At 42.5% G+C, this 24,574-nt stretch carries 21 protein-coding genes and 1 pseudogene; 16 read left to right on the forward strand and 6 right to left on the reverse strand.

Annotation, left to right across the window (positions count from 1 at the left end; all coding sequences use genetic code 11):
* Positions 1-65: 65 nt before the first annotated feature.
* From gyrA to DDR33_RS03595, 3 genes are read left to right on the forward strand one after another with little or no spacing between them, the layout of a single operon-like run.
* Positions 66-2,678, forward strand: coding sequence for a DNA gyrase subunit A (gyrA, locus tag DDR33_RS03585; RefSeq protein ID WP_109414387.1), 2,613 nt, complete (start codon positions 66-68; stop codon positions 2,676-2,678).
* A 10-nt stretch (positions 2,679-2,688) separates the two neighbouring features.
* Positions 2,689-3,798, forward strand: coding sequence for a tetratricopeptide repeat protein (locus DDR33_RS03590; protein ID WP_109414388.1), 1,110 nt, complete (start codon positions 2,689-2,691; stop codon positions 3,796-3,798).
* 4 nt (positions 3,799-3,802) lie between these two features.
* The gene (locus DDR33_RS03595) at positions 3,803-4,972 is read left to right on the forward strand and encodes a tetratricopeptide repeat protein (RefSeq protein ID WP_109414389.1); all 1,170 of its coding nucleotides are present in this window, start codon (positions 3,803-3,805) and stop codon (positions 4,970-4,972) included.
* A 61-nt stretch (positions 4,973-5,033) separates the two neighbouring features.
* Here the strand turns inward: DDR33_RS03595 and ligD are convergent, their stop codons facing one another.
* From ligD to DDR33_RS03610, 3 genes are read right to left on the reverse strand one after another with little or no spacing between them, the layout of a single operon-like run.
* Positions 5,034-7,160 carry a non-homologous end-joining DNA ligase gene (gene ligD / locus DDR33_RS03600; RefSeq protein WP_109414390.1) on the reverse strand — a complete coding sequence of 709 codons (2,127 nt, stop codon included), beginning with the start codon at positions 7,158-7,160 and terminating at the stop codon, positions 5,034-5,036.
* Positions 7,160-7,930: a non-homologous end joining protein Ku gene (gene ku / locus DDR33_RS03605; protein WP_109414391.1), complete on the reverse strand. Its 771-nt coding sequence runs from the start codon at positions 7,928-7,930 to the stop codon at positions 7,160-7,162. Before ku ends, ligD begins: the two co-directional genes overlap by 1 nt.
* A 10-nt stretch (positions 7,931-7,940) precedes the next feature.
* Entirely contained in the window at positions 7,941-8,414 is a 474-nt protein-coding gene (locus DDR33_RS03610) for a ferritin-like domain-containing protein (RefSeq protein WP_109414392.1), read from the reverse strand.
* A 519-nt stretch (positions 8,415-8,933) separates the two neighbouring features.
* Here DDR33_RS03610 and DDR33_RS03615 point away from each other — a divergent pair.
* From DDR33_RS03615 to DDR33_RS03675, 13 genes and pseudogenes are all read left to right on the forward strand, one after another.
* Positions 8,934-11,126, forward strand: coding sequence for a hypothetical protein (locus DDR33_RS03615; protein ID WP_109414393.1), 2,193 nt, complete (start codon positions 8,934-8,936; stop codon positions 11,124-11,126).
* On the forward strand, positions 11,127-12,059 hold the full coding sequence (locus DDR33_RS03620; RefSeq protein WP_109414394.1) for a hypothetical protein: 933 nt from the start codon (positions 11,127-11,129) through the stop codon (positions 12,057-12,059).
* Between the two features lie 10 nt (positions 12,060-12,069).
* The gene (locus DDR33_RS03625) at positions 12,070-15,522 is read left to right on the forward strand and encodes a DUF6443 domain-containing protein (RefSeq protein WP_109414395.1); all 3,453 of its coding nucleotides are present in this window, start codon (positions 12,070-12,072) and stop codon (positions 15,520-15,522) included.
* Positions 15,523-15,532: 10 nt separating this feature from the next.
* Positions 15,533-16,177, forward strand: a complete 645-nt coding sequence (locus DDR33_RS03630) for a hypothetical protein (protein ID WP_109414396.1) — start codon at positions 15,533-15,535, stop codon at positions 16,175-16,177.
* Positions 16,178-16,255: 78 nt separating this feature from the next.
* The gene (locus DDR33_RS03635) at positions 16,256-16,492 is read left to right on the forward strand and encodes a hypothetical protein (RefSeq protein ID WP_109414397.1); all 237 of its coding nucleotides are present in this window, start codon (positions 16,256-16,258) and stop codon (positions 16,490-16,492) included.
* Positions 16,489-17,160: a hypothetical protein gene (locus DDR33_RS03640; RefSeq protein ID WP_109414398.1), complete on the forward strand. Its 672-nt coding sequence runs from the start codon at positions 16,489-16,491 to the stop codon at positions 17,158-17,160. The genes DDR33_RS03635 and DDR33_RS03640 overlap by 4 nt, the downstream gene beginning before the upstream one ends.
* Positions 17,161-17,259: 99 nt before the next feature.
* On the forward strand, positions 17,260-17,979 hold the full coding sequence (locus tag DDR33_RS03645; RefSeq protein ID WP_109414399.1) for a hypothetical protein: 720 nt from the start codon (positions 17,260-17,262) through the stop codon (positions 17,977-17,979).
* A 208-nt stretch (positions 17,980-18,187) separates the two neighbouring features.
* Entirely contained in the window at positions 18,188-18,391 is a 204-nt protein-coding gene (locus DDR33_RS26930) for a DUF4279 domain-containing protein (protein WP_109414400.1), read from the forward strand.
* Positions 18,392-18,547: 156 nt separating this feature from the next.
* Positions 18,548-18,928 carry a hypothetical protein gene (locus DDR33_RS03655; RefSeq protein WP_109414401.1) on the forward strand — a complete coding sequence of 127 codons (381 nt, stop codon included), beginning with the start codon at positions 18,548-18,550 and terminating at the stop codon, positions 18,926-18,928.
* A gap of 18 nt (positions 18,929-18,946) precedes the next feature.
* Entirely contained in the window at positions 18,947-19,693 is a 747-nt protein-coding gene (locus tag DDR33_RS03660) for a hypothetical protein (RefSeq protein WP_146198695.1), read from the forward strand.
* Between the two features lie 15 nt (positions 19,694-19,708).
* Positions 19,709-19,891 (forward strand): annotated as a pseudogene (locus DDR33_RS03665) (RHS repeat-associated core domain-containing protein); the annotation flags it as partial.
* Between the two features lie 574 nt (positions 19,892-20,465).
* Positions 20,466-21,296, forward strand: coding sequence for a hypothetical protein (locus tag DDR33_RS03670; protein ID WP_109414404.1), 831 nt, complete (start codon positions 20,466-20,468; stop codon positions 21,294-21,296).
* A 22-nt stretch (positions 21,297-21,318) separates the two neighbouring features.
* Positions 21,319-21,981, forward strand: a complete 663-nt coding sequence (locus DDR33_RS03675; RefSeq protein WP_109414405.1) for a DUF6266 family protein — start codon at positions 21,319-21,321, stop codon at positions 21,979-21,981.
* On the opposite strand, the gene DDR33_RS03680 is transcribed toward DDR33_RS03675, so the two are convergent.
* From DDR33_RS03680 to mqnE, 3 genes are read right to left on the reverse strand one after another with little or no spacing between them, the layout of a single operon-like run.
* Positions 21,976-22,698, reverse strand: a complete 723-nt coding sequence (locus DDR33_RS03680; protein ID WP_109414406.1) for a menaquinone biosynthetic enzyme MqnA/MqnD family protein — start codon at positions 22,696-22,698, stop codon at positions 21,976-21,978. The genes DDR33_RS03675 and DDR33_RS03680 overlap by 6 nt on opposite strands.
* Positions 22,685-23,314 carry a histidine phosphatase family protein gene (locus tag DDR33_RS03685; protein ID WP_109414407.1) on the reverse strand — a complete coding sequence of 210 codons (630 nt, stop codon included), beginning with the start codon at positions 23,312-23,314 and terminating at the stop codon, positions 22,685-22,687. Before DDR33_RS03685 ends, DDR33_RS03680 begins: the two co-directional genes overlap by 14 nt.
* Before the next feature lie 25 nt (positions 23,315-23,339).
* Positions 23,340-24,536, reverse strand: a complete 1,197-nt coding sequence (gene mqnE / locus DDR33_RS03690; protein ID WP_109414408.1) for an aminofutalosine synthase MqnE — start codon at positions 24,534-24,536, stop codon at positions 23,340-23,342.
* Between the last annotated feature and the right edge of the window lie 38 nt (positions 24,537-24,574).

The raw sequence follows: 24,574 nt of genomic DNA on the forward strand, positions 1-24,574 counted from the left end.
TAATTTCTTATCTTCGCGCAACTCCATCTCTGGGGTTTTAAATTAATTGATGTTAGTATCAAAAGATGGCTGAAGAAACAGAAAACGGAAATTTAGAAGCTTCTAACAATCGCATTATACCTATAAATATAGAAGAGGAAATGAAATCTGCCTACATCGACTATTCGATGTCGGTTATTGTTTCCCGTGCTCTTCCAGATGTTCGCGATGGATTGAAACCCGTACACCGCCGTGTACTTTATGGCATGCTGGACCTCGGTGTCACCAGTGGCAAGCCTCATAAGAAATCAGCACGTATCGTTGGAGATGTACTTGGAAAGTATCACCCGCATGGTGACTCTTCTGTATACGGAACGATGGTGCGTATGGCACAGGAGTGGAGCCTCCGGTACCCGCTGGTGGACGGCCAGGGGAACTTCGGCTCGGTAGATGGTGACGAACCGGCGGCAATGCGTTATACAGAAGCGCGCCTTAAAAAGATCGCAGAAGAAATGCTCGCTGATATCAATAAAGACACAATTGATTATCAGCTGAACTTTGATGATACCCTGGAAGAACCTACCGTTCTTCCTACAAAGATTCCGAATCTCCTGGTTAACGGAGCCTCCGGTATCGCGGTAGGTATGGCCACAAACATGGCACCTCATAATCTTAATGAGGTTGTAAATGCCACAATGGCCTATATAGACGACCGTGATATTGAGATTTCAGGCCTGATGCAATACGTCAAAGCACCCGATTTCCCTACCGGCGGTATTATATACGGACATGCCGGCGTGAAGGAAGCCTATGAAACAGGCAGGGGCAGGGTAGTAATGCGTGCCAAGGCGGAGATCGAAACTTTCGGACATGACCGGGAACGTATTATCGTAACCGAAATTCCATATATGGTCAACAAGGCGCAGATGATTGAAAGTACTGCCGCCCTGGTAAACGAGAAGAGGATCGAAGGAATATCCGAGATCCGCGACGAGTCTGACCGTACAGGGATGCGTATCGTTTACGAGATCAAAAGAGACGGAAACGCCTCCATCGTCCTGAATAACCTGTATAAATATACGGCTCTTCAGAGCTCTTTCAGCGTCAACAACATTGCGTTGGTACACGGACGCCCGATGATGCTCAACCTGAAAGACCTGATCAAACATTTCGTTGACCACAGGCATGAAGTGGTGATCCGGCGTACCCGTTTTGAGCTTGCAGAAGCAGAAAAACGCGCCCATATTCTCGAAGGCTTACTGATTGCGCTTGATCATCTTGATGAAGTGATCAGCCTGATCCGCAGTTCGGCAACGCCTGAAGATGCCCGCACCGGACTGATCGAAAAATTTGGTCTCTCAGACCTCCAGGCACGTGCTATTCTTGATATGACCCTCAGAAGACTAACTGGTCTTGAGCGGGATAAGATCAAAGACGAATATGCCGAGCTGATGAAAACCGTAGAGTATTTGAAATCCATACTTGCCGATGAAGGCCTCAGGATGCAGATCATTAAAGATGAACTCGCTGAGATTGCAGAAAAATATGGTGATGAACGCAAAACAACCATCGTCCATTCTGCTGAAGACATGCGGATGGAAGATTTCATAGAAGATGAAGAAGTAGTGATTACGATCTCTTATGAAGGATACATCAAACGTACTCCTCTCTCAGAGTATCACAGGCAGGGAAGAGGTGGTAAAGGTTCACTGGGATCCAACTCCAGAGATAAGGATTTCATAGAACATATTATCATCGCCTCTAACCATAACTACATGCTCTTCTTCACCGAAGCTGGAAGATGCTTCTGGCTGAGGGTATTTGAGGTTCCCGAAGGATCCCGCACCAGCAAAGGCAGGGCGATCCAGAACATCATCAACATCCCTAAGGAAGAGAAGATCAAAGCATATATCAAGGTGAAGAACCTGAGAGATCAGGAATACCTTGAAAACAACTTTATCATCATGTGTACCCGTAAGGGAACCATTAAAAAGACTTCGCTGGAAGCATATTCCCGTCCAAGGGCTAACGGAATCAACGCGATCAACATCAATGAAGGAGATCAGTTGCTCGAAGCAAACCTGACCGACGGAAGCAGCGAAATCATCATGGCACTCCGTTCCGGAAGGGCGATCCGCTTTAACGAATCGACGGTAAGGCCTATGGGACGTACCGCTACCGGCGTGAGAGGGGTAACACTTGCTCACGATAAAGATGAGGTGATCGGCATGCTCAGCATCAACAACCCCGAAGCAACAGTTCTGGTTGTTTCAGAAAAAGGTTACGGCAAGCGTACCAACCTTGAAGACTACCGCGTAACAAACCGTGGCGGTAAAGGGGTTAAGACGATCAATGTAACGGAAAAGACTGGCGAGCTGGTTGCTATTAAGGACGTCACAGATACCGACGACCTGATGATCATTAACCGTTCAGGAATTGTGATCAGGATTGCCATCGGCGAACTTCGTGTGATGGGCCGCGCAACGCAGGGGGTCAGACTTATTTCGCTGAAAGGCGAAGACGCCATAGCCTCTATTGCGAAAGTTGAGCATGAGGAGGAAGCGGAAACGGCCGAAGTTCTGAATGAACCAGAAGAATTGGCTTCTGAGGAGGATTTAGAGCTGGAAGACGATGCTGATGAAACAGAAGAAACAAATGAGGATGAGGATACGAATCCGGATGACGAAACGTTAGAGTAAAAGAACGATTATGAGAAAATCGCTTTTTCTAATAACGCTGGCTTGTTTTGCCTGCGGGGCTGCGTCCTCGCAGACACCAGCGAAAGAGGCGATGAATAATTTCGCCTTGTATACTGGTAAAGGAGACTTTGCGAATCTTGAAAAGGCCAGAAAAGTAATTGATGATGCTTACAAAACACGTAAGGATTCGTTCAGCTACAAGTACAATCTGATCAGAAGTCTTGTATACTCGTCTCTTGCCTATGCGGATTCTACCCGTAAGCTGTCTTATAAGAAAGATCCGATTGAAGAAGCATCCTTTTCATTTAACAGGTTGAAAAGCCCGAAACTGAATGACGAACACAAGCCGGAACTCGATTTTATAAAGACCCAGCTGGCTAAGGCATGGCTCATAAAAGCGAATAAAGCTGTCGCCACATATAACTATCAGAACGCATATACGGCTTATCTGGCTGTGGATTCGCTCAATTCAGATATCGCTCTTGTGAAACATAACCTGGCACTGCTAAGTGAAAGACTGGGTCATACCAACAGGGCGATATATTACTATGAACGCCTTATTCAGGATAGAAGACGTTCTTTGCCCGACTATTACCTGGCACTTTCCAACCTCTATGAGATCAAGGACAGCAACAAATCCCTGGAGGTTCTCCAGGAGGGAAGACGAGTATTTCCTAATAACAGGGAACTCCTGTTTAAGGAGATAAACATCTATGCTGATAACGGGGCCTATGGCATGGTAGAACGAATCATAGCAGATGCTCTGGAGATCGATCCGGAGAACCCTGAGCTGATTTACCTGGCCGGATTCTCTTATGATATCATTGGCAAGAAGGCAAAAGCCGAAGAATTTTATAAAAAACTAATATCCCTTGAATACAACAATTACGAAGGGAATTATTCTTTGGGCCTGCTTTATCTCAACTGGTATCTGAATTCACCGGCTAATAAAGAAGCCAATCTTAGTCTTGCCAAAAAATATCTTACATTGGCAGGCGAAATCAATCCCAATTCCGTTAATGTATTAAAATCCCTTGCTATTCTGTATAACAACACAGGGGACATGATCGAATTGGAAAAAGTAAACAGTAAACTGAAGCAATTTATTCTAATAAACTAAATATATGAACACTAAGTCGCTTATATTGGTGCTGGCAGTTACAGGAATGTCCTTCTCTGCAATAGCACAAAAGTCAGCAGTAAACTCTGCAAAATCTGATTACGAGAGCTATTCAACCTTAAGAGGAGCATCTCCTCAATTAGCTGCTCCAAAACTTAAGTCAGCAAAGGAATCTATTGATAAAGCGGTCCTTCACGAGAAAACTAAAGGAGATGCTACAGCATGGGCCTATCGTGCTTTAATCTATGCGGATATGGTTGCTACTGACTCCACATCCGCAGCTGAGCAGCTTGCATCTGAAGCACTGAGCTCACTCAACAAAGCCAAAGAACTTGATGCTGCGGGCGCTCAGAAAGAAAATATCCAGCGTGCAACAGCTCTTTTATCGCAGGCTCAGTTAATAAGAGGAAAGAACTACTACGATAAACAACAATTTGCTGAAGCATATAAGGAATTTAACAAAGGTCTTGAATACGCACCGGCAGACACTACCCTGAATTATGCAGCTGCTATCTCTGCGATGTACGCAAAGGATAACGCAAGCGCCATTGAGAAGTTCAAAGCTCTGCTTCCTACCAATTATTCGTCATTGGAAAATGTATATTCTAACCTTTCTGTATTGTATATGCAGCAGGGAGATACTACCAATGCAATTAAGGTAGCAGGTGAAGGTGCGGCCAAGTTTCCAAAAAGCTCTGAACTTGCTACTAGAGAAATTGAGCTGAGCCTGATGAGCGGCAAGCAAAAAGAAGTGATCAGCAAGATCAACGACCAGGCTGCTAAGGACCCTAACAACAAATTGTATCCTTTCTATCTTGGAATTGCGTATAACGCAGCAAATGATAACGTGAAGGCTGAAGAAGCTTATAAGAAAGCTATCGCCATCGATCCAAACTACAACGATGCCTATATCAATCTGGGCGGTTTAATCATGAACAACGGGATTGAGATCTACAACAAGGCAAATAAGTTACCTGCCAACAAACAGGCTGAATATACTGCTACAATGAAAAAAGCGATGGCTGAATTCGACAGGGCTCTTCCATTCCTGGAAAAATCGGTTGAACTGAATCCAAAATCAGAACTGGGTTTAAGAAACCTCAAAACATATTACTCTATTAAGCAGAATAAGGCTAAAGAGGCTGAGATTGAAGCAAAATTGAAAGCTTTATAAAAAGAATATCCATAATATCAATAAGGAAGGCCGGCACTTTAAAAATGCCGGCTTTTTTATTTTATTTCTTCAGCGCAGCTTTTAAATCTGCCTTATCACTGGTTATATCCTTCCAAAGATCGCCCTTTTCACGAAGTCTCTTCAGTGTATTGAATATAGTGAACTTCTTAATATCCAGGCTTTCATTTACCTCGTCCCATTCAAGCGGCGTAGAAACAGTCGCGCCGGGCTTCGGCCGGGCAGAGTAGGGGGCAGCGATAGTTTGCCCGCGCCTGTTTTGCAGGAAGTCGAGATAGATCTTCTTCTTCCTTTTAGAAGGACTTCTTTCAAGACTGGTCGTATCCGGATGCTGCGAATGGATCAACTGCCCCAGGTAATGAATAAAGTTCTTGACGATCTCATAATCATATTTCGCTCCCGGGTGAATGAAGATATGAAGCCCTCGTGATCCAGAAGTTTTAATATACGGGCGGATCCCCATCTGTTCCAGGATGTCACGCGCGGTCAATGCCACCCTTACCACCTCCGTAAAATCATCCACATCATTCGGATCCAGGTCCATCACTGCAAAAACCGGGTTTTCCGGTTTCTTATACGTGCTAAGCCAGGGATTGATCTCGATGCAACCGAGGTTGACCATCCACAGGAGGGTAGGAAGATCGTTGCATATCAGGTAATCGATATCTTTATTGTTGCTTTCTGAAAACAGTGGTGCATATTTAATCCAGGAGGGAATCTGGTCTACATCCAGATCTTTTTGAAAAAAGCCGGGTGCATCGATCCCATTGGGATGCCGGTTAAGAGAAAGCGGACGGTCTTTGAGATAGGGGAGTATGTAATCCGCTATCTCCCTGTAATAATCCAGAAGATCGCCTTTACTGATCTTTTCTTTCTTCCAGTACAACTTGTCGAGGTTGGTTAATTTAACTTTCTTTCTTCCAAAGCTTTCCTCCAGCTCTCCGGCTTTTTTATCCGGTTTCCCTGCATCGCTGCTTATGGCTCTTTTATCTTTTTGGGTATGACCGGCGCCGCTTTTCTTCATTTTCTTCTGGTCTTTGATCTCTTCGGCCTTTTTAATCTCGACCCATTGCTCTTCAGCATTGCTACCGTCGTATAAGCCGGATTTCTGCTTGGCAATAACACCGTACCATTTATTCTCCTCCGCCCGTTTCAGAACATCCTCAAGCGGTCCGGGGTAATCTACATTATAAACTATAGCCGGCTTTTCAAGCTTTTCAACAAGAGCCTGAAGGAGCTTTTTACGTTTTACCAGCTCCAAACCCATCAGTTCATGCCCGTCAAGCATGATCAGATCAAAAGCATACAATACCTTTTTTGTTTTGCCTTCATCTGCTATCACCCCGTCTATAACAGCTTCATTTTTAAGCGGCTTAAGCTCCTTATTCAACTTTCCGAAATCACCAACCTGCGTGCCTTCCACTGGCGTAATTTTCACAGAATCACCAGTATAAACAAGAACCCTTTCGCCTTTTATTTTCCTTTCATAGATCCACTCTTGCTCCTTGCCTGGAAGATCCGTCAGGGTTTTACTAACAGGCATATGACGGTAGACCTCCGGCTCGCCGCTTTCCACAGACTCTTCCAGCATGACAGTCTTCGCCTTCTTCTTGATATCACTTCCTTTCCTTTTGATCTCTTCAGGAACAAAAGATTCACTGTCGAATTTCTTATCCACCGCATATTCATCACGATGCTTAATAAGCAGCCAGGAATTATCTTCACTGTTCTTAATCTTCACCAGTGCAAACTCGCCTTTTAAAAGCTTTCCGTTCAAACGAAATTTCAGGTTTCCGCTGTACAAGCCTTTTTTCAGTTCCTTCTCATCGTTCTTCCCGGACAGTGATTCATAAGTACCTTCATCGAAAATAGTGACCATGCCTGCGCCGTAATTTCCCGCAGGAATTACCCCCTCAAAAGTCCGGTAATCATACGGATGGTCTTCTACCATCATAGCCAGTCTTTTATCTTTCGGATTCAGAGAAGGCCCTTTCGGTACTGCCCAGCTTTTCAAAACCCCTTCCAGCTCGAGCCGGAAATCATAATGAAGATGAGAGGCATGATGCCGCTGAACCACGAACTTTAAACCCTCTTTCGACTTCCCGGAACCCGACTTGGGCTCTGAAGTCTCATTGAAGTTCCGCTTTCTCACATATTCTTTCAGTCCCATCAGGCTCCTTTCCGTGTATTAAGGCTTTGCATTAACTGTTCATAGAGATCGTCCCCGGCGGCTTTCTGAGGTTTGAGCTTTTTGATCGTCGGACGTTTTCCTTTAGCCTTCGCCTGAATGATCTTCATCAGTTCATGGCTGTACTCGTCCTTAAATTTATTTATCTCAAACTTACTGCTGTACTGGCTGATCAGGGCAAGCCCCATATCAAGTTCCTTCTTGCTGACGTTGATATCGGAAGGAGAGAGGATGTCCTCCGACGACCGGATCTCCTCAGCAAACCTGATCTTAGTCACCACAATCACATTATCCACCGGATGAATGACGCAAAGGTTCTCCGTGCTTCTCAGCACAAAACGTGCGAGTCCCGCTTTTTTGGACTTTTGTAAAGCTTTCATCAGCAGGGCATAGGCCTTCCGTCCCTGTGTTTCAGGTTCCGAATAATAAGAGGTTTCATAGAACATCGGATTCACCTCATCAATGTCCACAAAGTTCTCTATTTCAATGATCTTACTTTTCGCCGGACTTGCATCTTCAAAGTCCTTATCCTCCAGAACTACATAGCCATCATTAATAGGGTAGCCCTTAACAATTTTATCATAGGGGACTTCCTTTCGCGTTTTTTCGTTGATGCGCTGATATCGAATCCTTGAATGATCACGGCTGTCGAGCATATCCATTCCAAGAGAGCTGTTCTGAACAGCCGAATACAATTTGATTGGAATGTTCACCAAACCAAAACCAATAGAACCTTTCCAGATGGACCTCATATCAATAAATTTAAATAGAAGGATCTTTCTTAAACAGCTTGAAATAACGATCGTCCAGATCCAGGAACACCTCGTTCACCTTCAGCCTCTGATCCATAATAAAGGTCTTCAGATCAGCATTATTCAGAAGATCGCCCTGCAATATATCGTCAAACGCATCCAGCAGAGCCTGATCACCATTCCGGCAGCTCTCCATAACAGCCTGATCATCTTTCTTGGTCATGGCGGTTTTTATCCCCATCCATGAACGGTGAAGAGAAGCCATTAAGTCGGGACTTTCAACTTCAGCATTTCCGCCGTAACCAGAAATCCGCTCCCGAAACTCAGCCGCAATACTTTCACGCTGCCGTGATATGTTGTTAAACAAATCTTTGTATTCAGTACTGTCCACATGTTCGGCAGCACTCTTATAACCCTCGACGCTGTCGGTCACCAATCTAAGCAGTGTATGCAATTGCTTTATATAATTTTCCTGGTAGCTCATAGTTCTCAATTTGCAGATGTTTCCATTAAAACGCTTGCCGTTAGAAATGGTTTGGAGACAACTCTACCTGAGAGCTTTGATATAAGTAAAATTTTTAAAAAAAACTTTTGTTTTAAGGATCCTTTGTTTTTACCTTAGATAAAATCAGGAAGGTAAATGGGGCAGAAGAAATAATGACCTTCCTGAGAGGATAATAACTATAATAATCCGACTTATCTAACCAAGATGTATTACTTATCATTTAAGATGCCAGAGCTGAGTATTAGCAGGCATCAGGACTTAAAAATCAAACATGCTAAAGAACAATTGAAAGGTGTAGCATATTGCCCTTCCAATCTTTTTAAAACCTCCTTTACTGACAGAAGCTTTGATCATTACCTGTACCTGTTCGCCTTACAAAAATAGAAACAAACTATATTGATCATTGCTGCTGACCTTTCCGGCCAGTGTGTTTTCTATTGCAGCATCCGATTCATACAGGATACTTTTCAACACCTTACAAATTTGAATATCACATTCATGAAAAGATATAAGCTATTATCAATGCTGCTGGGATTCTCTATGATTTCCCAGGCACAACAGACGATCCAGTTATCAGGGCATCTGCCGAAGGTTCAAACAGCGGAAGCACTGGCTGTTCAGCGCTATACTACTTATCCCATGGACTATTCCACCGGACTTCCCAACATTACGATTCCTCTGTATGAAATTAAATCAGGGGACATTATCCTACCTATTACGTTAACCTACCATTCTTCTGGATTTAAGCCTAACGAAGCGACCGGAAGAATTGCAACCGGCTGGACGTTAAATGCCGAACCATCTATTTCCAAACAGATCAGAGGACTGGATGATGCAATTTATCCGAGTGTCATGAATGACCTGTGCGGGTTTTATTATTTAGATGCCGGTAAACTTAAATTACAGTACGGTGAAAATTTATATAAAAAAAAGATTGCCGACGGTAAAATAGATGTATTGCCCGATATCTACTATTACAGGTTAGCAGATAAGGGAGGCGCCTTTACAACAGCATCGTACAATGGAAGTTCACAACAGTTCATTCCTCAGCCCTACGGCGACATCAATATAACAGGCAGCCCCGGGAGTATAGCAATCGAGGATGATAATGGTATTTCCTACAAATTTGGTGGGGGAAGCAGCTACATAAACAGCTACCAGCAAACAGGTCTGCCTGTAGAACTGCTCTGCCGGGAGATCACTTCCAAAATGACCAGGGCTAGGATTGACTTCACTTACAATGAATCGGGCCTGGTCAATCACGATTACCGCAGCTATGTATCGAAGGATGTCGTCATCATTGAGGAAAGCAATGCTTTAAGATATCCAAGACTGACGAGGATTATTAATGGTAACCAAAGGATGTATGATATCCAGGATACGGGAAATCTACAGGAGTTATTTTATACCGAATATAATTATGCTCCCTATGTTTACACAGCAAATACTACGGAAACTATCACCACACAACCGTTAAGGAAGATTGCCTTTGATGGCGGGAGTATATTGTTCGAAGGCGACAACCACACGGGAATTGACATCCTGGTAAGAGACCTGTCAGGTAATATCATTAAAGAAATAAACCTGTATTGTTCCTCTTATGATCTTTATGAAGATACTGATATGCAGCACAGGAAACTGGACTCGGTGAAGATCAGCGTACCAGGAGGAGATATCCAGAGATATACTTTTGAGTATTTTGATACCTACAACGCTCCGGATCGCGATACCCGGTCTGTTGACTACTGGGGATTCTATAATGGCGTATATGACTCAGAAAACACATCGATGATCCCCAGCTTTTCAACCACCCTGGATATCAATAGCAGACCAGTTACCTTCCAGCATACAGGAATGGAGAGAAAACCCAATGTTTATTCCACTATGACCGGCATACTCAATAAAATCATCGACCCGAACGGCGCGGAAACATCTTTTGAGTATGAGGGGAACAAAACAGGCATCAATGCAGCTCATTACTATGCGGACACCACCGCTCAAATGCCGCCGGGTTTCTGGGTGGAAACCAAGGGTCCATTTGTACCTCAGTTAAATTATGATATGCCCATAGGCGGACTTCGTATAAAGAGGATAACGGAAAAAGACCCGGTCACAGGCGAAAAATTATACCGGGAGTTTTCTTATGGTTGCCTGACGCAATATTGGGGAGAAAATTACAACTTTCCGACCTGGGGAGTGACTAAAAAACTGGCAGGCCCCAATACCTTTCGGACTAGGCAAGGACATCTTTCAGAAAAATACCAGCAATCAAGTACCTCCTCTATAAACACCTGGTACTGCAATCCGATTGCCGATATCACATTCAACGGGGGAACTCCTATCCTATACGGCCGGGTGACTGAGAGAAAATGGGGCGGAAGCGGCGGTAATATCTGGACAGAATACTACTATACCGCACCAAGACTTGATACACACCGTTTGGCGACAATAGGCGATGAATGTGATGGCTGGGATTATCAATGCATCTTTAACGGTAAACTAGTCATCGACGACTCAAGAGACATAGACACCCCCTTTACTTATAAGACCTTTTTGGACGAACGCTACGGTAAGTTGTACAAGAAAATAGAGTATGCACAAACCGAAGCCGGCAAAATGCCCATCCGCAAAGAGGAATATACCAATACATTTGTAGAACGTTATCTGAGCTTTTACATGTGGTCTGACTAAGTGTACAGGACGCGTACCTACACTACCGAAAGACCGCTCTCAGAACAGGAAATTGCCGGCAAGGAAGTATTTAAAACTCCTGACATCCTGAGGCAGGATGATGGTATCATCACCCATAATATCGTTACAAGCCAAAAAGTAACTGAATATTTTGCCACCGGGGACTCCGTGGTGACAACAAAGGACTATCGGTATACCAACAACCCGAATGGTTCGGAATCACAAATCCAGGCAAAAGTGAGGAATATCACCACCTATCTGAATGGAAACAGGAAGCAGGAAGAATATTTCACCTATTCTGATGGAAAATATACTCTTACACATTATCCGGAAAACCTTTATCCAACCAGCGATCTCTCTAAACATCCGGGAGGTATACTGACGGAGCATAAAACAATTATCGGTACCGATACCACCTATACCCGTCAAAAACTGAACGCTGTCGGCGATGATTTTTTTGTAATAAACCCCATAAAAGCCAAATCCATTCCCGGGAACAAATTCGATGAGATGCTGGACATGAAATATAACTACTATGGAAATGTCATTGAGACCAGGGGACTGGATGGAAAACCCACGGCCTACATCTGGTCGTACAACAACCAACAGGTCGTTGCAAAGGTAGAAAATGCAACCTTCCAGAATATCAGCGATGCCCTGGGCTTCTACCTGGATGGAGTAGAGGGCATCTACGACCTAAGGGACAGGACCGATGTTTTGGTTCAGTTAAACCGTCTGAGAGAGTTGCTGCCCAATGCTCTTGTATACACTTATCTGTACAAGCCGCTGGTCGGGATGACCAGTTCCACCGATCTCTCCGGAAAAACCACCAACTATGAATACGATTCGTCCAACAGGTTGAAAAGGACGTATTTTAAAGAGGGGAACGAGGAACGCACGATTGAATCTCACGAATATAACCTTAAAAAATAGACCATACATCATGAAAAGAATATTATGCACAGTAATTGCCCTTTTCCCGGTATCGGTGTATTGGGGAAGCGGGGTGGTTTTATCACAGGTGGTTCCTGATTTTACCAAAGACAAGATTTATATCAACACACGTGTTTATACCGACGAAACAGGCACGAAGTACCTGGATAATGTCCAGTATTATAACTCCTTTGGCCTGCCGACACAGTCCGTACAAGTAGCTGCTTCACCTGGCGGCCACGATCTCATCAGCTTACAGGAATACGATCAATTCTACAGGAAAATCAACAGCTGGCTGCCAGCGGTAAAAGGCGGAAACAAAGGAGCTTATTCCCCAGACTGGAGCGTTGCAGAACTATCGAAGTCTTCAAACGGAAACGACCCGGCTCCCTATTCGAAGACAATATACGAAATGTCGGCTCTGGACAGGATACAGGCGCAATACGGCCCCGGGCAGGACTGGCATAAGACCTACGGCGCCGACAGTAAACCCATAAGGTCTGAATATATGTCGAACTCCGCCAGCGGGACATTAGTCTGCGCGGAGTATACCTCTGCCGCCGGATCAGATATGACCATCACAAAAAGAGGAAATTTTTCTGCCGGAGAATTATATGTAACAAAAACAACCAGCGAAGATGGCCGCATTTCCTGCGAGTTCAAAGATAAACAGGGCAGGATCGTGCTCACCCGGCGAATGGCGGGGACAATCCCCTACGACACGTATTATATCTATGACAACCCGGGAAACCTCAGGGCCGTTCTGCCTCCACTGGCATCGGATGCTTTAACTACCACAAATACCACCTGGAACGAGAACTCGGCGGCAATAAAGAACTATGCCTATTTATACAAATACGACGGACGGCAGCGCTGCATTTATAAGAAGCTGCCGGGTTGCGAACCTATCTATTATGTATACGATAAAGCGGGACGCCCGATCTTCATTCAGGACGGAGAGCAAAGGGCCAAACCAACACCAGAATGGACCTTTTCTATTCCTGATGCATTCGGGCGAACTGTATTAACCGGCAAGTGCACAAACAACCTTAACTACCAGGCAAGCCCGCTGGAGGATATAGTCGTAAAGGCGGACTATACTGGCGGAACAAATGCCTTTAAGGGATATACTGTTTCAGGTGTTACACTGGTCAGTCCCGTTATGTTATTGGTTAACTATTATGACAATTATGCATTCCTAAACACCAACGGTATCACCGGCGTAGACTATAAAGATTATGGACAAACAGACATCAAGCTTAACTCGTACCAGGATGCCTATGTGGAAGCCACCAGGAGTATCACCCTTCAGCCCGGGTTTCATGTGCCGACAGGCTCAAACTTTCATGCGGTTGTTTCTGGCGGTACGACAGATGGTCTTCCTGAAGGAGGTTTCGGTATCCGCTACACCAGTGCCAAAGGCCTGTTGACCGGGACACTTACTGCCCGGCTGGAGCCAGAGGGGATAGTCAGCAGTGAGTATCTCTATTCCGTAAAGTATTATGATAACCGGGGCAGGGCCATTCAGGTGGCCGAAAAGGTGACGGGCGGAACGAACCGTTTGAGCTACAAATACGACTTTTCCGGAAATCTGCTGTTCATGCTGGAAAGCCAGTCCGTTCAGGGCATCCAGACGGATATCCTGACGGCCCATACGTATGATCATGCAGGGCGGCGATTATCTGAAAAAGTATCGGTAAACGGAGCCGAGCAAGCCTCCGTCGCCTATAACTACGACGAGGTGGGACGGCTGGCGGGGCAGAAGTATGCAAAAGGAACCTGGTCCACAACCGAGACCATGGGGTATAATATCCGGAGCTGGCTGACAAAAAAATCCAGTCCTTATTTTTCTATGGGACTCGGGTACAACGATATTCTATCCCCTAACTCCACCAGGCTTTACGGAGGAGGGATCAGTGAGTGGACCTGGCAGCACATCGGAGGACAGGAAAACATGTACAGCTTGCACTACGATGATGCCGAGCGGCTTACCGGGGCACAGCAGTATGTCGCTAGTGGTTCGGGTTGGGTCAATACAGCAAACCCTTATACCGAAAATGGGATCAACTATGACAAGAATGGTAATATCCTGACCATGCAGCGCTCGGCCGCAGGTAGCATAGTCGATAATCTGACGTACGGCTATGAGGGGAACCGCCTGTCAACCCTGAATGAATCAGTGGCTTCACCCGGAGCCGCGGACATCCTGGTGCAGGGAGGCTGTGCCCAGGGAACGTATCAGTATAATGCTAATGGCAACATGGTGTATGACAGCCGGAAAAGTTTGACATACGGGTACAATTTCCTTAATTTGACAGACATGGTCAAGCAGGGGCAAACGGTAAAAGCGACGTATAAGTGGGCGGCAGATGGCGCTAAGCTCAGCGTGCGTGATGGAGCTGGAACCAACGGCTTTGACTATGCAGGTTCTGTGGTGTATGCAAAGAATAGCTCAGGCACGAATGTGGACGCAATTCATTTCGACCACGGGGTAATCCGGAAGCAAGGAGATGGATACATGGTGAACTATTTCCTGAACGACCATCTGGGTAGTACCCGTGTGGTGGTGGATGGTAATGGTGCTGTTTTGGAGAAAAATGATTACTATCCATTTGGCGTCCGCCATAGGAGGAATGATTATCTTGTTAGTGACAATCGTTACAAATACAATGGAAAGGAAGAACAGATAGTGGGGGATGTGGGATTTCTTGATTATGGAGCGAGGATGTATGATGCAGGGATTGCAAGGTGGCATGTTATGGATCCATTAGCTGAAAAAGCTTACGATTGGTCTCCATATCGATATGGATACAATGATCCAATCCGTTTTATTGATCCAAATGGGATGATTGAAAGAGATTCTACTGGTAAAATAATCTATAGAAAAGATGATACAGAATCGGCCCCACATTCTTATTATTTTCGGTCCAAGCAAGGATTGAGAGTTCAAGTAAATTATGAATATGGTATTATTAAAACAGACGAAAATGTAGATGTAAGAGTTGAAAAACTTGTCGGAATGACAATTCAAGACGAAAATGGCAACGTCCAACTAGATCTAACAAATACCAAGCAACTCGCTGAGGCCGGAATAAATATCTCCGATTTTATGGCCAACTGTCATGGTTTAGCTTTAGCGGATGGGCAATATATTATGGATGGACAATCTGCAAAACAAATATTGAAAGATGAATATGATTGGAAAGGGTCCGATATGGCAGATAATCTAAATTTTAGTATCATTGATCATGATATAGTCACACTTCTGCCAAAAGGTAATTTAGACATTTCTCATAGTGCAAGTAAGCAGAATGGAGGTTTATATACACAAAAAGATGGAATAGGACGGATAAAAAACGATCAAACACTTCAGCAAGTATCAAATTATAGAGGTGATGGCACAGTAGGAGGTGAGCCATTGAACAATGTTATGAGGGATTTTTACAAAAGAAAACCTAAATAAAATGTGAACGATGAAGGCTTTTTATAAAATTACTATCTTCTTTATTCTGTCGTCATGTAATATACAGAGGGATAGAAATACTTCCCAAAACAAGCACCTGTCTCTAACAGGCTACAATCATCGTTATGAATTAGGCCATCATTTGGAACTAAAAGATAAGGTATATGACCGTGAGAACAAGACAACACAGGATACAGATCGCTATCATATTTTTTCGGATATCGGAGATGATCGGGATGTATTTAGTAAGTATCGTTATGAAGAGAAAATTATGATCCTAAAAGAATATTTGAGGTTTAGAGGAGATACTAGCATAAGCAATAAAAGATATGAATTTATAGCAGCATCATTAGCAAAGCACCCACCAAACTATAAAAAGAACTTCACCGTTGAAATCGAAGCTTTATTTTCCTTTACCAGAATGCTAACGACAGGAAACCCACCCCTCATTCCTTTATTGATTGAGAATAAAACGGGGAAGGTGATAAATCAGGATCGAAAAAAGGTAAACGAAGTGTTTTTAGTTTACGAAAGATGGCTACAGGATTGTATAAAAAATAGTTTTAAGATCATTGACTATCCATTAAATGGTAAGCCCTATAGTTGGATGGGGCAAGAAAAGGCTAAGCCTTATCTTAAGACTGCATTTAGGTAAAAAGAAGGAAAAGTGATTATAGAGGCGCACTACGAGAGATATTTGGGCTTCAAAGGTTATACAAAAAAGTAGCTTAACATGCCTAGAATAAAATGCGTTTGTGAATATGTGATACAATTAGGCGATATTCCCAGTGATAATCAATTGATGATTATTGAAGACAAGGATTTTGAAAAGTTTTTTGATGTAAAAGAGTTGGAGGCTGAGTTGATATACAGCTCTATGAAAATTGCAGCAAGATGTCCTAACTGTGGGCGGTTACACATCTTCTGGGATGGATTTGATCATCCACAAATGATATATGGGCTGGAATGACAAACAGGGGTTCTTTTGATATTGGCTATTTGGGTTCACTTGATCATAAAGCCTCCCGAAAGCAGCTGAAAATGATTTTTAATAAAAACATAGCCAGGAGTATTTTCATTTCCATCTATCCGCATTTTGGGATCGACGGAAATGAACAGTTCTACATTGATTTTATTGATTCCAATATTTTTCGCAGTAAATTCAAAGCTCAAGAAGATGCTTTAGAATTGTCAATTAAAATAAATACATTTAAGAATGAATATATAAATGCTGTACGGCAGATTATCTATTCCAGAAGACCTCCCTGGATGAAACTTCTTGCCCTAGACTGGTTGTTTAATTTTTTTCAGAACATACAAAGAGACGTATTTTTTGAAATAAATAAATATAGCAAAGAAAATAACAGGCAAAATATACTTCTGCAAGTTCAATCTTATTTAAATCTGCTGCTACTAGGAGACGGTGATGAAATAATAGATGATTTATTAAAAGCTCTTTCTCTCTCTGACGACCCGGCAGTTTTTTATCGTGTGCTTTACGGGTTAAATAGAACTTATTTGTTAGTTGAAGAAACAAGTGGTTACATCCTCTCAATAATTAAGAACAATAACTACCTCTCAAAAAACCAAAAGCATGAGCTTAACTACTTAATATATGAAAATATACGAATTGGGTAATGTGTAGCAACAATAACCGAACATATCCCTATATGCCTGGTGTTAATTCAAGTACAATGAGAAAGTTATTTATCGAAATAAGAGCAAACAAGCAAATCCATGAAAACATATAAAGCTGTCATGTTAGTACTTTTGTTAAGTAATTGTTCAATCAAGAAAAATATTATCGGTAAATACTATTCAGGCATACATTCAGTTGGCATTCAGTTAAAGGAAGATTCGACTTTTGTTTACGAGCATAGAAATCTTCATCTTTATCAGTATTCCAAAGGAAAGTGGAGGCATGAAAAAAACAATCAGATTTCATTGGAAAGCAACATAAAAAGCACCCTTATACCTTTAAACGTACAGAATCAAAATATTACGAATGCAAAGAACGAACTATCAATTGATTTGAAAATAGCTGATGGTGGAAAAACATCTGATTATCAATGTGGAATATACATCGATAATAAACTGTATACTATTAAACGATGTGATTCACTTTCTTCGGTATTTATTAATGTTCCGATGAACAATTTCTATTTTCATTTCGCCAGAGATCCGCAACCAGACACGACCAGCTATATTTCGCAGCCAGTATTTACTGAAAAATATCAACTGATGATAAATCAAAATAACAAAGCCCGGATAGACATCACTCTTCCTGATACTTATTTCTACTATAAGTCATTCAATGGGGTTGTTGCAAAGGCAACAGGAAAAAGTCTAAGGATATTTAATTTCATCAGTAATAAGAAAGAAACCATTCCAAAGGTCTCTGATGAAGCAAATATTTTTAGTGCTTTTTTTAATACCCTGGAAAAGAAAAGAAAATAACATTCTGCATGATATAGTCACGCTTCAGCCAAAAGGTAATTAAGACATTTCTTATAGTACAAGTCAGCAGAATGGGGGCATATACACACAAAAAGATGGATAGGACGGATAAAAAACGATCAAACACCTCAGCAAGTACCAATTATAGGGGCGATGGGCAGAGTAGGAGAATAAAACCCAAATAAAATGTGAACAATGAAGGCTTTTTATAAAATTACTATTTTCTTTATTACTATTCAAACCTCTTTGCGAAAAATATGAATGCGAATTTTCTTGCGCTTTGTTTGTGTATTTCGGCAATGGTGAAAGTACACCATGGGTCCATTTAAACTCCCGTTATAATAAACTAATTAAAGAACTAGATATTGAGTTTGATATCGATTTGTATGTTTTTCAGGTTGACTCAGAATGAAGTAATATCATAATTTCTCCTGTTGTGGGAGTGCAATGTGAACTGTGCAATCGCTTGGTGCCCGTCATAAAAGAAATGATTATCAGCTGCTGAACAGGAACAGCGAAGGAAAAAAGAACGAGAAGAAACGGGCTCTCATATAAAATAAACTACATTATGACGACGACAAATTACAAAAAAAGCGCTCTTTTAAAATGGCTACTTGCCGCTTTTATACTCACCATGTTTTCATGTAATCAGCAAATAAAGTTTGATAAGAACAAGTGGAACGAGCAGACAGATCCACTTTTCCCATCCCCATATCGTCCTAAAATGCTTAACGATCTTACTACTAATCACAAATTGACAGGGTTAAGTTATCACCAATTGACAGAGCGTTTAGGAATGCCGGATAACAAAGACAGTTGTTTAGTAAGTTATAAAATCGTTGTTGAGTATGGCAATGATATCGATCCTGTTTATACAAAGGACTTGAAGTTTACCTATTCAAAAGATTCCTCAATAACCTCTTTTAAAGTAGTAGAGTGGAAAAAATAGTAGTTAAAAATGATCATCATGAAGAAGCTAATCCTACTAATACTCTTAAGTTCGACTTTCACCGTTAAAGCGCAAACAGCAAAACAGGATAGCGCCCATCATCGGCAATACCATTTGATGCGTAAAGACCCAAAACAAAATAATCCTTACACGTTTGCAGACAGCGCAAAAGTTAAATCTCTCCCGATTGTTACCTGCGGCTTGTGTGTTTTTCTAACAACTGGAACTATAAAGGAGAGACACTTTTTGGTTAAAACTCATAACGATACGGTAAACGGAGTTATAACTGCACATATTAAACTTCATTCATTAATTAACGATAGTAATAGTGTCGTCAGCTTAAATGATGACCGAGAGATAATAATAAAATATTCAAAAGCTGAGCAGATAAAAATTCTCGAAGAGTATTTGTCCTTTGAGGGCGATACAACTCAAAGTAACAAAGCATATCCGTTCAAGCCTGGCGTAGGAAACACCCGTCCAAAAGGGACAGATAGATTTACTATAGAAATAGAAGCACTGTTTTCGTTTACTTGGTTGTTAACGTATGGATATCCCTCAATCAGACCAATTTTAATTGATAGAAAAACCGGTGAACAATTAAATGGAAGCCCCCAAAAGGTGGCGGAAGTCTTCAATGTTTACAAAAGGTGGCTGAGTCGGAATAAAAAGCGAAATTTCCGGAACAGTGGTTTACCACTGGATGGCTTTAAATACGGTTGGTTAGGAGATAGCAATGCGCGGATCTTTACAAGAGCATTCTAGCAGTGTTATTACGGCGACAGGTTCTATGACCCGGTGGTGGGGAGGTGGAATGTGGTGGATCCGTTTTCCGAGAAGAATCATTTTGAAAGCCCGTATGTTTTTGTGCATAATAATCCCATAATTTTTGTTGATCCTGATGGAAGAGACGGTATCATAAGGTGGACAAATAACAATATCATCAAATATTTAAAAGAATAAAAGTAAAGCCCCGAAATCTCGGGGCTTTACTTTTATAGGGCAGCTACACTCTTATTTAATTAATCCGTTTTTCTACTTAACATAATATTAATTATAGGACAAGATATATACCGCACAAAGGAGACCGAAAGAGTATTTCACTGAACAATACTAAAATTCTACTAACCAGCAATATATCAATAATTTAACCCTTAACCGTTACTTCAATGCTATTTTAATTTTCCATTCATAGCAAAAAATATTTATCAGTACATTTAATCTCTTGTACAATTACATATTGCCCGGACGGACTTACATCATGTTAAGGACAACACTCTCATAAAACTTTACTTGCATCCACCGTGCTTTGTAATTTCTTCCAACTGATTGTACACCAAATGCACCATAAGTGCACCATGAGTGCACCTTTAACTACAAAAAGGTGCACTCATGGTGCACTTATGGTGCAAACAATGTGCTTTTGGGTAAACTAGCTTTAAAAGCAAGGACACAAAAAGGTTATAATTTTCCATAACCATTCTGCCACGCAATACGTTTTCTTTACAAAACCGTTATTTAACTAAACATTAAAACATTGGCAACAAGAGACAAATTTGGAAATTTAAGGGGCTCTGCCGGAAACATGGTGTACCGGATGGTTGGCTCCAAAAACATAGCTCAGGCAAAGCCTGGAAATTTCAGGCAGACAGAGGCCACTCAAAAATGCAGTAAAGAACTTGGTCTAGCGAGTACAACAGCTAAGGCTATTCGCAAAGCCATGGATAGCATCTATGATTCTCCTGACGGCGGAATGAACAACCGCCTTACGCGAGCTGTAAAACAAGCAATTGCGGCATGTACCTATAAGGACATACTAAAGCGCGACCTGCACAACGGAGACCTTTCCTTCCTAAAGGGATTTCAGTTTAATATCAACTCCCCTATTGATAAGATTCTGAAAATTAACCCTGCAGTTACATTGGAGAATGGCGGGCAGGTCAACGTCTGTATTCCCGCTTTCCATGGAAAGAGGCACCTGGTGTATCCCAAAAATAAGGGTCGTATATACGTCAGGCTCCGTATCACCCTCACGGCCTTCAATCTGAAAGAAGAATACTACATTCACCTGGAACAAAAGGAAACAGACATTCAAAGTGGTGATAATAATGAAATTAACTGGCAATTCAGTCCTTTGATCCCGGAAGGGTGCTTCCTTCTTGTTTGTATATCCCTGATGGCGTTTACTGAGGAGCTTGTGAATGGACGTAAAAATATCAATGGAAAGGACTGGAGCCCGGCGGCCATTCTGGAAGCCTTTCACTTTGAGGAAGGCAATACCGATGCCGAATCCGCACAGGGCCTTCAAAAAGACTTCCTTCACGGATACATGGGCAATATTTTACTTCAGGAATTTACGGAATTATAAACGAGCTTAATCATATAGCAGAATGGGCGTATACAAACAAGGGATCGCCGGGCCTTTCTCCGGAAAGGTCGGCAGCATCATCGGAAGCAGGTGGCGAAAAATATCCTACATGAGAGGCATTGCCCGAAAAAATCATAAACCTGCCTCTCCTGCTCAATTGCTGCAGCGCAAAAAATTCCAGATAATGAGTGATTTCCTGTTGGGCATATCACCTTTGTTTAACCGGAGCTATAGTCAGGAAAATACCAGTCGCAAATCAGCATATCACATTGCTTTGAGCTATCATTTGAAGTATGCCTTTACGATGTGGGATGGCTTACCGGAAATTGACTTTACAAAGGTGGTTCTAAGCCGCGGGAATCTTCCCAAGCCTCTTGATGCCCGGGCAGAATGTACACCCGACAAGAACATCATGGTGATCTGGTCGCCTCTGATCCGGACCTCGTTTGTTAGCCCTGATGATAAAGCGATGATCGTGATTTACAATAGCCAGGATAAAATATTCATTGTCAACTCAAAGCATTCCAGGAAAGAAGGTCAGGCCCTTGTGAAAATCATCCGGCATTGGCACGATCATCCTCTTCACATTTTTATTTTCTTTTCCTCTGATGAAGGGAACAACTCTCCGAGTCATTATCTTGGAGTCAGAAGAATCAATCCGGAAACAGAAACTGAAAACTTATAGGGCTCTTACCAGTCCAAGAAACTTAGTGATCGCTTCACGCTTTCTTTCCGTCAGAGGATAGTCTATCCTGTTCGTCAGGTAATCGTGGAGATCAAAATCATCACGGGGCTCCAGCTCTTTTACTACGTCCTCGCGGTGATCGATCCCGAATTTCAGCACTTGGTTGAACTCTTCTACGAACTCCTTATCCAGCGGCTTGTTGGAAGCCCAAACAGCAAAAGCAAATGGAAGACCGGTAAAGCTGATCCATTCTTCGGCAAGATCGTAAACAAATGGATATTTATCTTTCTTTCCGAAGGTGCGGTCACCGATTTCAACAAATGCATCGGCAATGCCTTCTTCAACAAAATGGACATCTTTCTCCCAGTAAAATTTCAGAAGTACTTTTGCAAGATTATTTGAAGTACGTGATTGACTGTCAAGCTTCACTGAAGACACTTCTCTGATGGGCTTTTCACTGAAAATAAAGACAGAGTTGACCGGCCCTATAGCACCTATACAATAGTCAGAGATGATATGATTGTCAGGAATATTCAATAGGGCAGCAACAGGAACCAGACCGATATCCACCTTATTGTCAATAAGTTTGGCGGCACAATCTGAAGGTATATCGTATGATAATTCTATTTTGTCAAGGAATGAGCCAGCGTGCTTAAGTCCGTATGCGAATGGCTTGGTGTTGGTATATGATACTGCAGAAACTCTAATCTTGCTCACAATATTTTGTTAAATGATCTGTATTATTAAACTCGAGGATGTGAAAGTTCTCCCCGTCATATTTCACCTTGTAAAGAGTGGTATTGGTATGAGGGAACTCTTCCATTTCGCAAAGCGACCTGTTCGTTAAAAGGCAAAGAAGCAGGCGCATAGCGCGGCCATGCATACAAACCAGGATAGTTTTTGCATCATCGTCTTCGATGAACTTTTCGAGTACCTCAAGCTGTCGTTCACGTACATCAAGGGGGCTCTCTGCCTGATCAAATTTCAGATGCAGCTTGCCTTCTGTCCAGTTGCCCATCATCTCATCGTAGGCGCGTTTTACTTCTTCAGAATTTTCCATTCCTTCGTAAATTCCCCAGGCCATCTCGTCGAGGCCGGCAAATTGCGTCCATGGAATTCCTTTATCTATAAATTTCTGAATAGTTTGATGGGTTCTTTTCAGAGTAGATGTATAAATTCTGTCGAACGGAACGTCCTTATATGCCTGATAAAAGGCCTCGGCCTGTTTCCGTCCATGCTCATTAATATCTGTGTTCACCCCTCTGCCCTGAACTACTCCCCTTTTGTTAAAGTCGGTTTCGCCATGGCGGATGATATAAAAAGTTTTCTCCATACCCCTCCAGTCGGGAATCTTTTTCTTAATTATTTACTACAGGTAACTTATAGAATCTGGCTGCGGGTTCTTCTTCGAACTGATAATCCTTATAATCGGTTATCACGTTGTATAAAGTATCTCTCTCAATCGGATGGCGGCCAACCTGCTTGATCAGCTCAACGAGTTCCCTGGTGCTCATAGCAGGGTTCTGCTCCTCAGCCCCGGCCATAGAATAGATTTTGGTAGTATCATCGAGAGTACCGTCTATATCGTCTACACCGAAGTTCAATGCCAGCTGAGCTGTACTTCTGCTGATCATTGCCCAGTAAGCTTTAATATGATCAAAGTTATCCAGGTATATTCTTGCGATAGCATAGTTGCGGAGATCTTCAATCACAGAAACCTCAGGAATATGCGACATCTGGTTTTCTTTATTCCGGAATTTGAGCGGGATAAATGTCTGGAAACCACCCGTGCGGTCCTGGAGCTGCCTCAGCTGTTCCATATGATCTACCCGGTGCCTGAACTCTTCAAGATGACCGTACAGCATGGTGGCATTCGAACGCTGTCCGAGTTTATGCCATTCTTCATGAATCTGCAACCATTGTTCAGCTGTGCATTTATCCTTGGAAATCTGGTTACGCACTTCGGGATCAAATATCTCGGCTCCACCGCCCGGCATTGAATCCAGTCCGGCATCTTTCATCAGCTTCATCCCGGTGGCGTAATCAACCTTCGCTTTTTTGAAGATGTAGTGGTATTCAACTGGCGTCAATCCTTTTATATGCAGACCGGGACGATGTTGCTTGATTCTTTTGAATAGCTCAATGTAAAAGGGCATATCGTACTGGGGAAGAACTCCGCCGGTGAAGTGTATTTCAGTTACGGGCTGATCGTCGTACTTCTTTACGATATCCATCATATCTTCCATGCTCAGCTCCCATCCTTCGCTCTTCTGCTTGATGAGCCTTGAATATGAACAGAACTTGCAATCGTAAACGCAAAGATTGGTCGGTTCAACGTGAAAGTTCCTGTTAAAATATGTTATATCGCCGTGTCTCTTTTCCCTGATATAGTTAGCAAGAAGTCCTACAAAAGCCAGTTCCCCCTTTTCGTATAGAGCCACTCCTTCGTCAAAAGAAATCCGTTCCCCGGCCTGAACCTTCTGCGCAATGACCCTTAACTGAGGGTCAAGATTATTATCAGTGATTAATAATTCTAAATCAATTTGGGAATCCATCGTTGCAAAAATACAATAAAGAAGCTACTTCCTGTATC

It is taken from the genome of Pararcticibacter amylolyticus (assembly GCF_003130405.1).
In the GTDB taxonomy this organism is placed as follows: Bacteria; Bacteroidota; Bacteroidia; order Sphingobacteriales; family Sphingobacteriaceae; genus Arcticibacter; species Arcticibacter amylolyticus.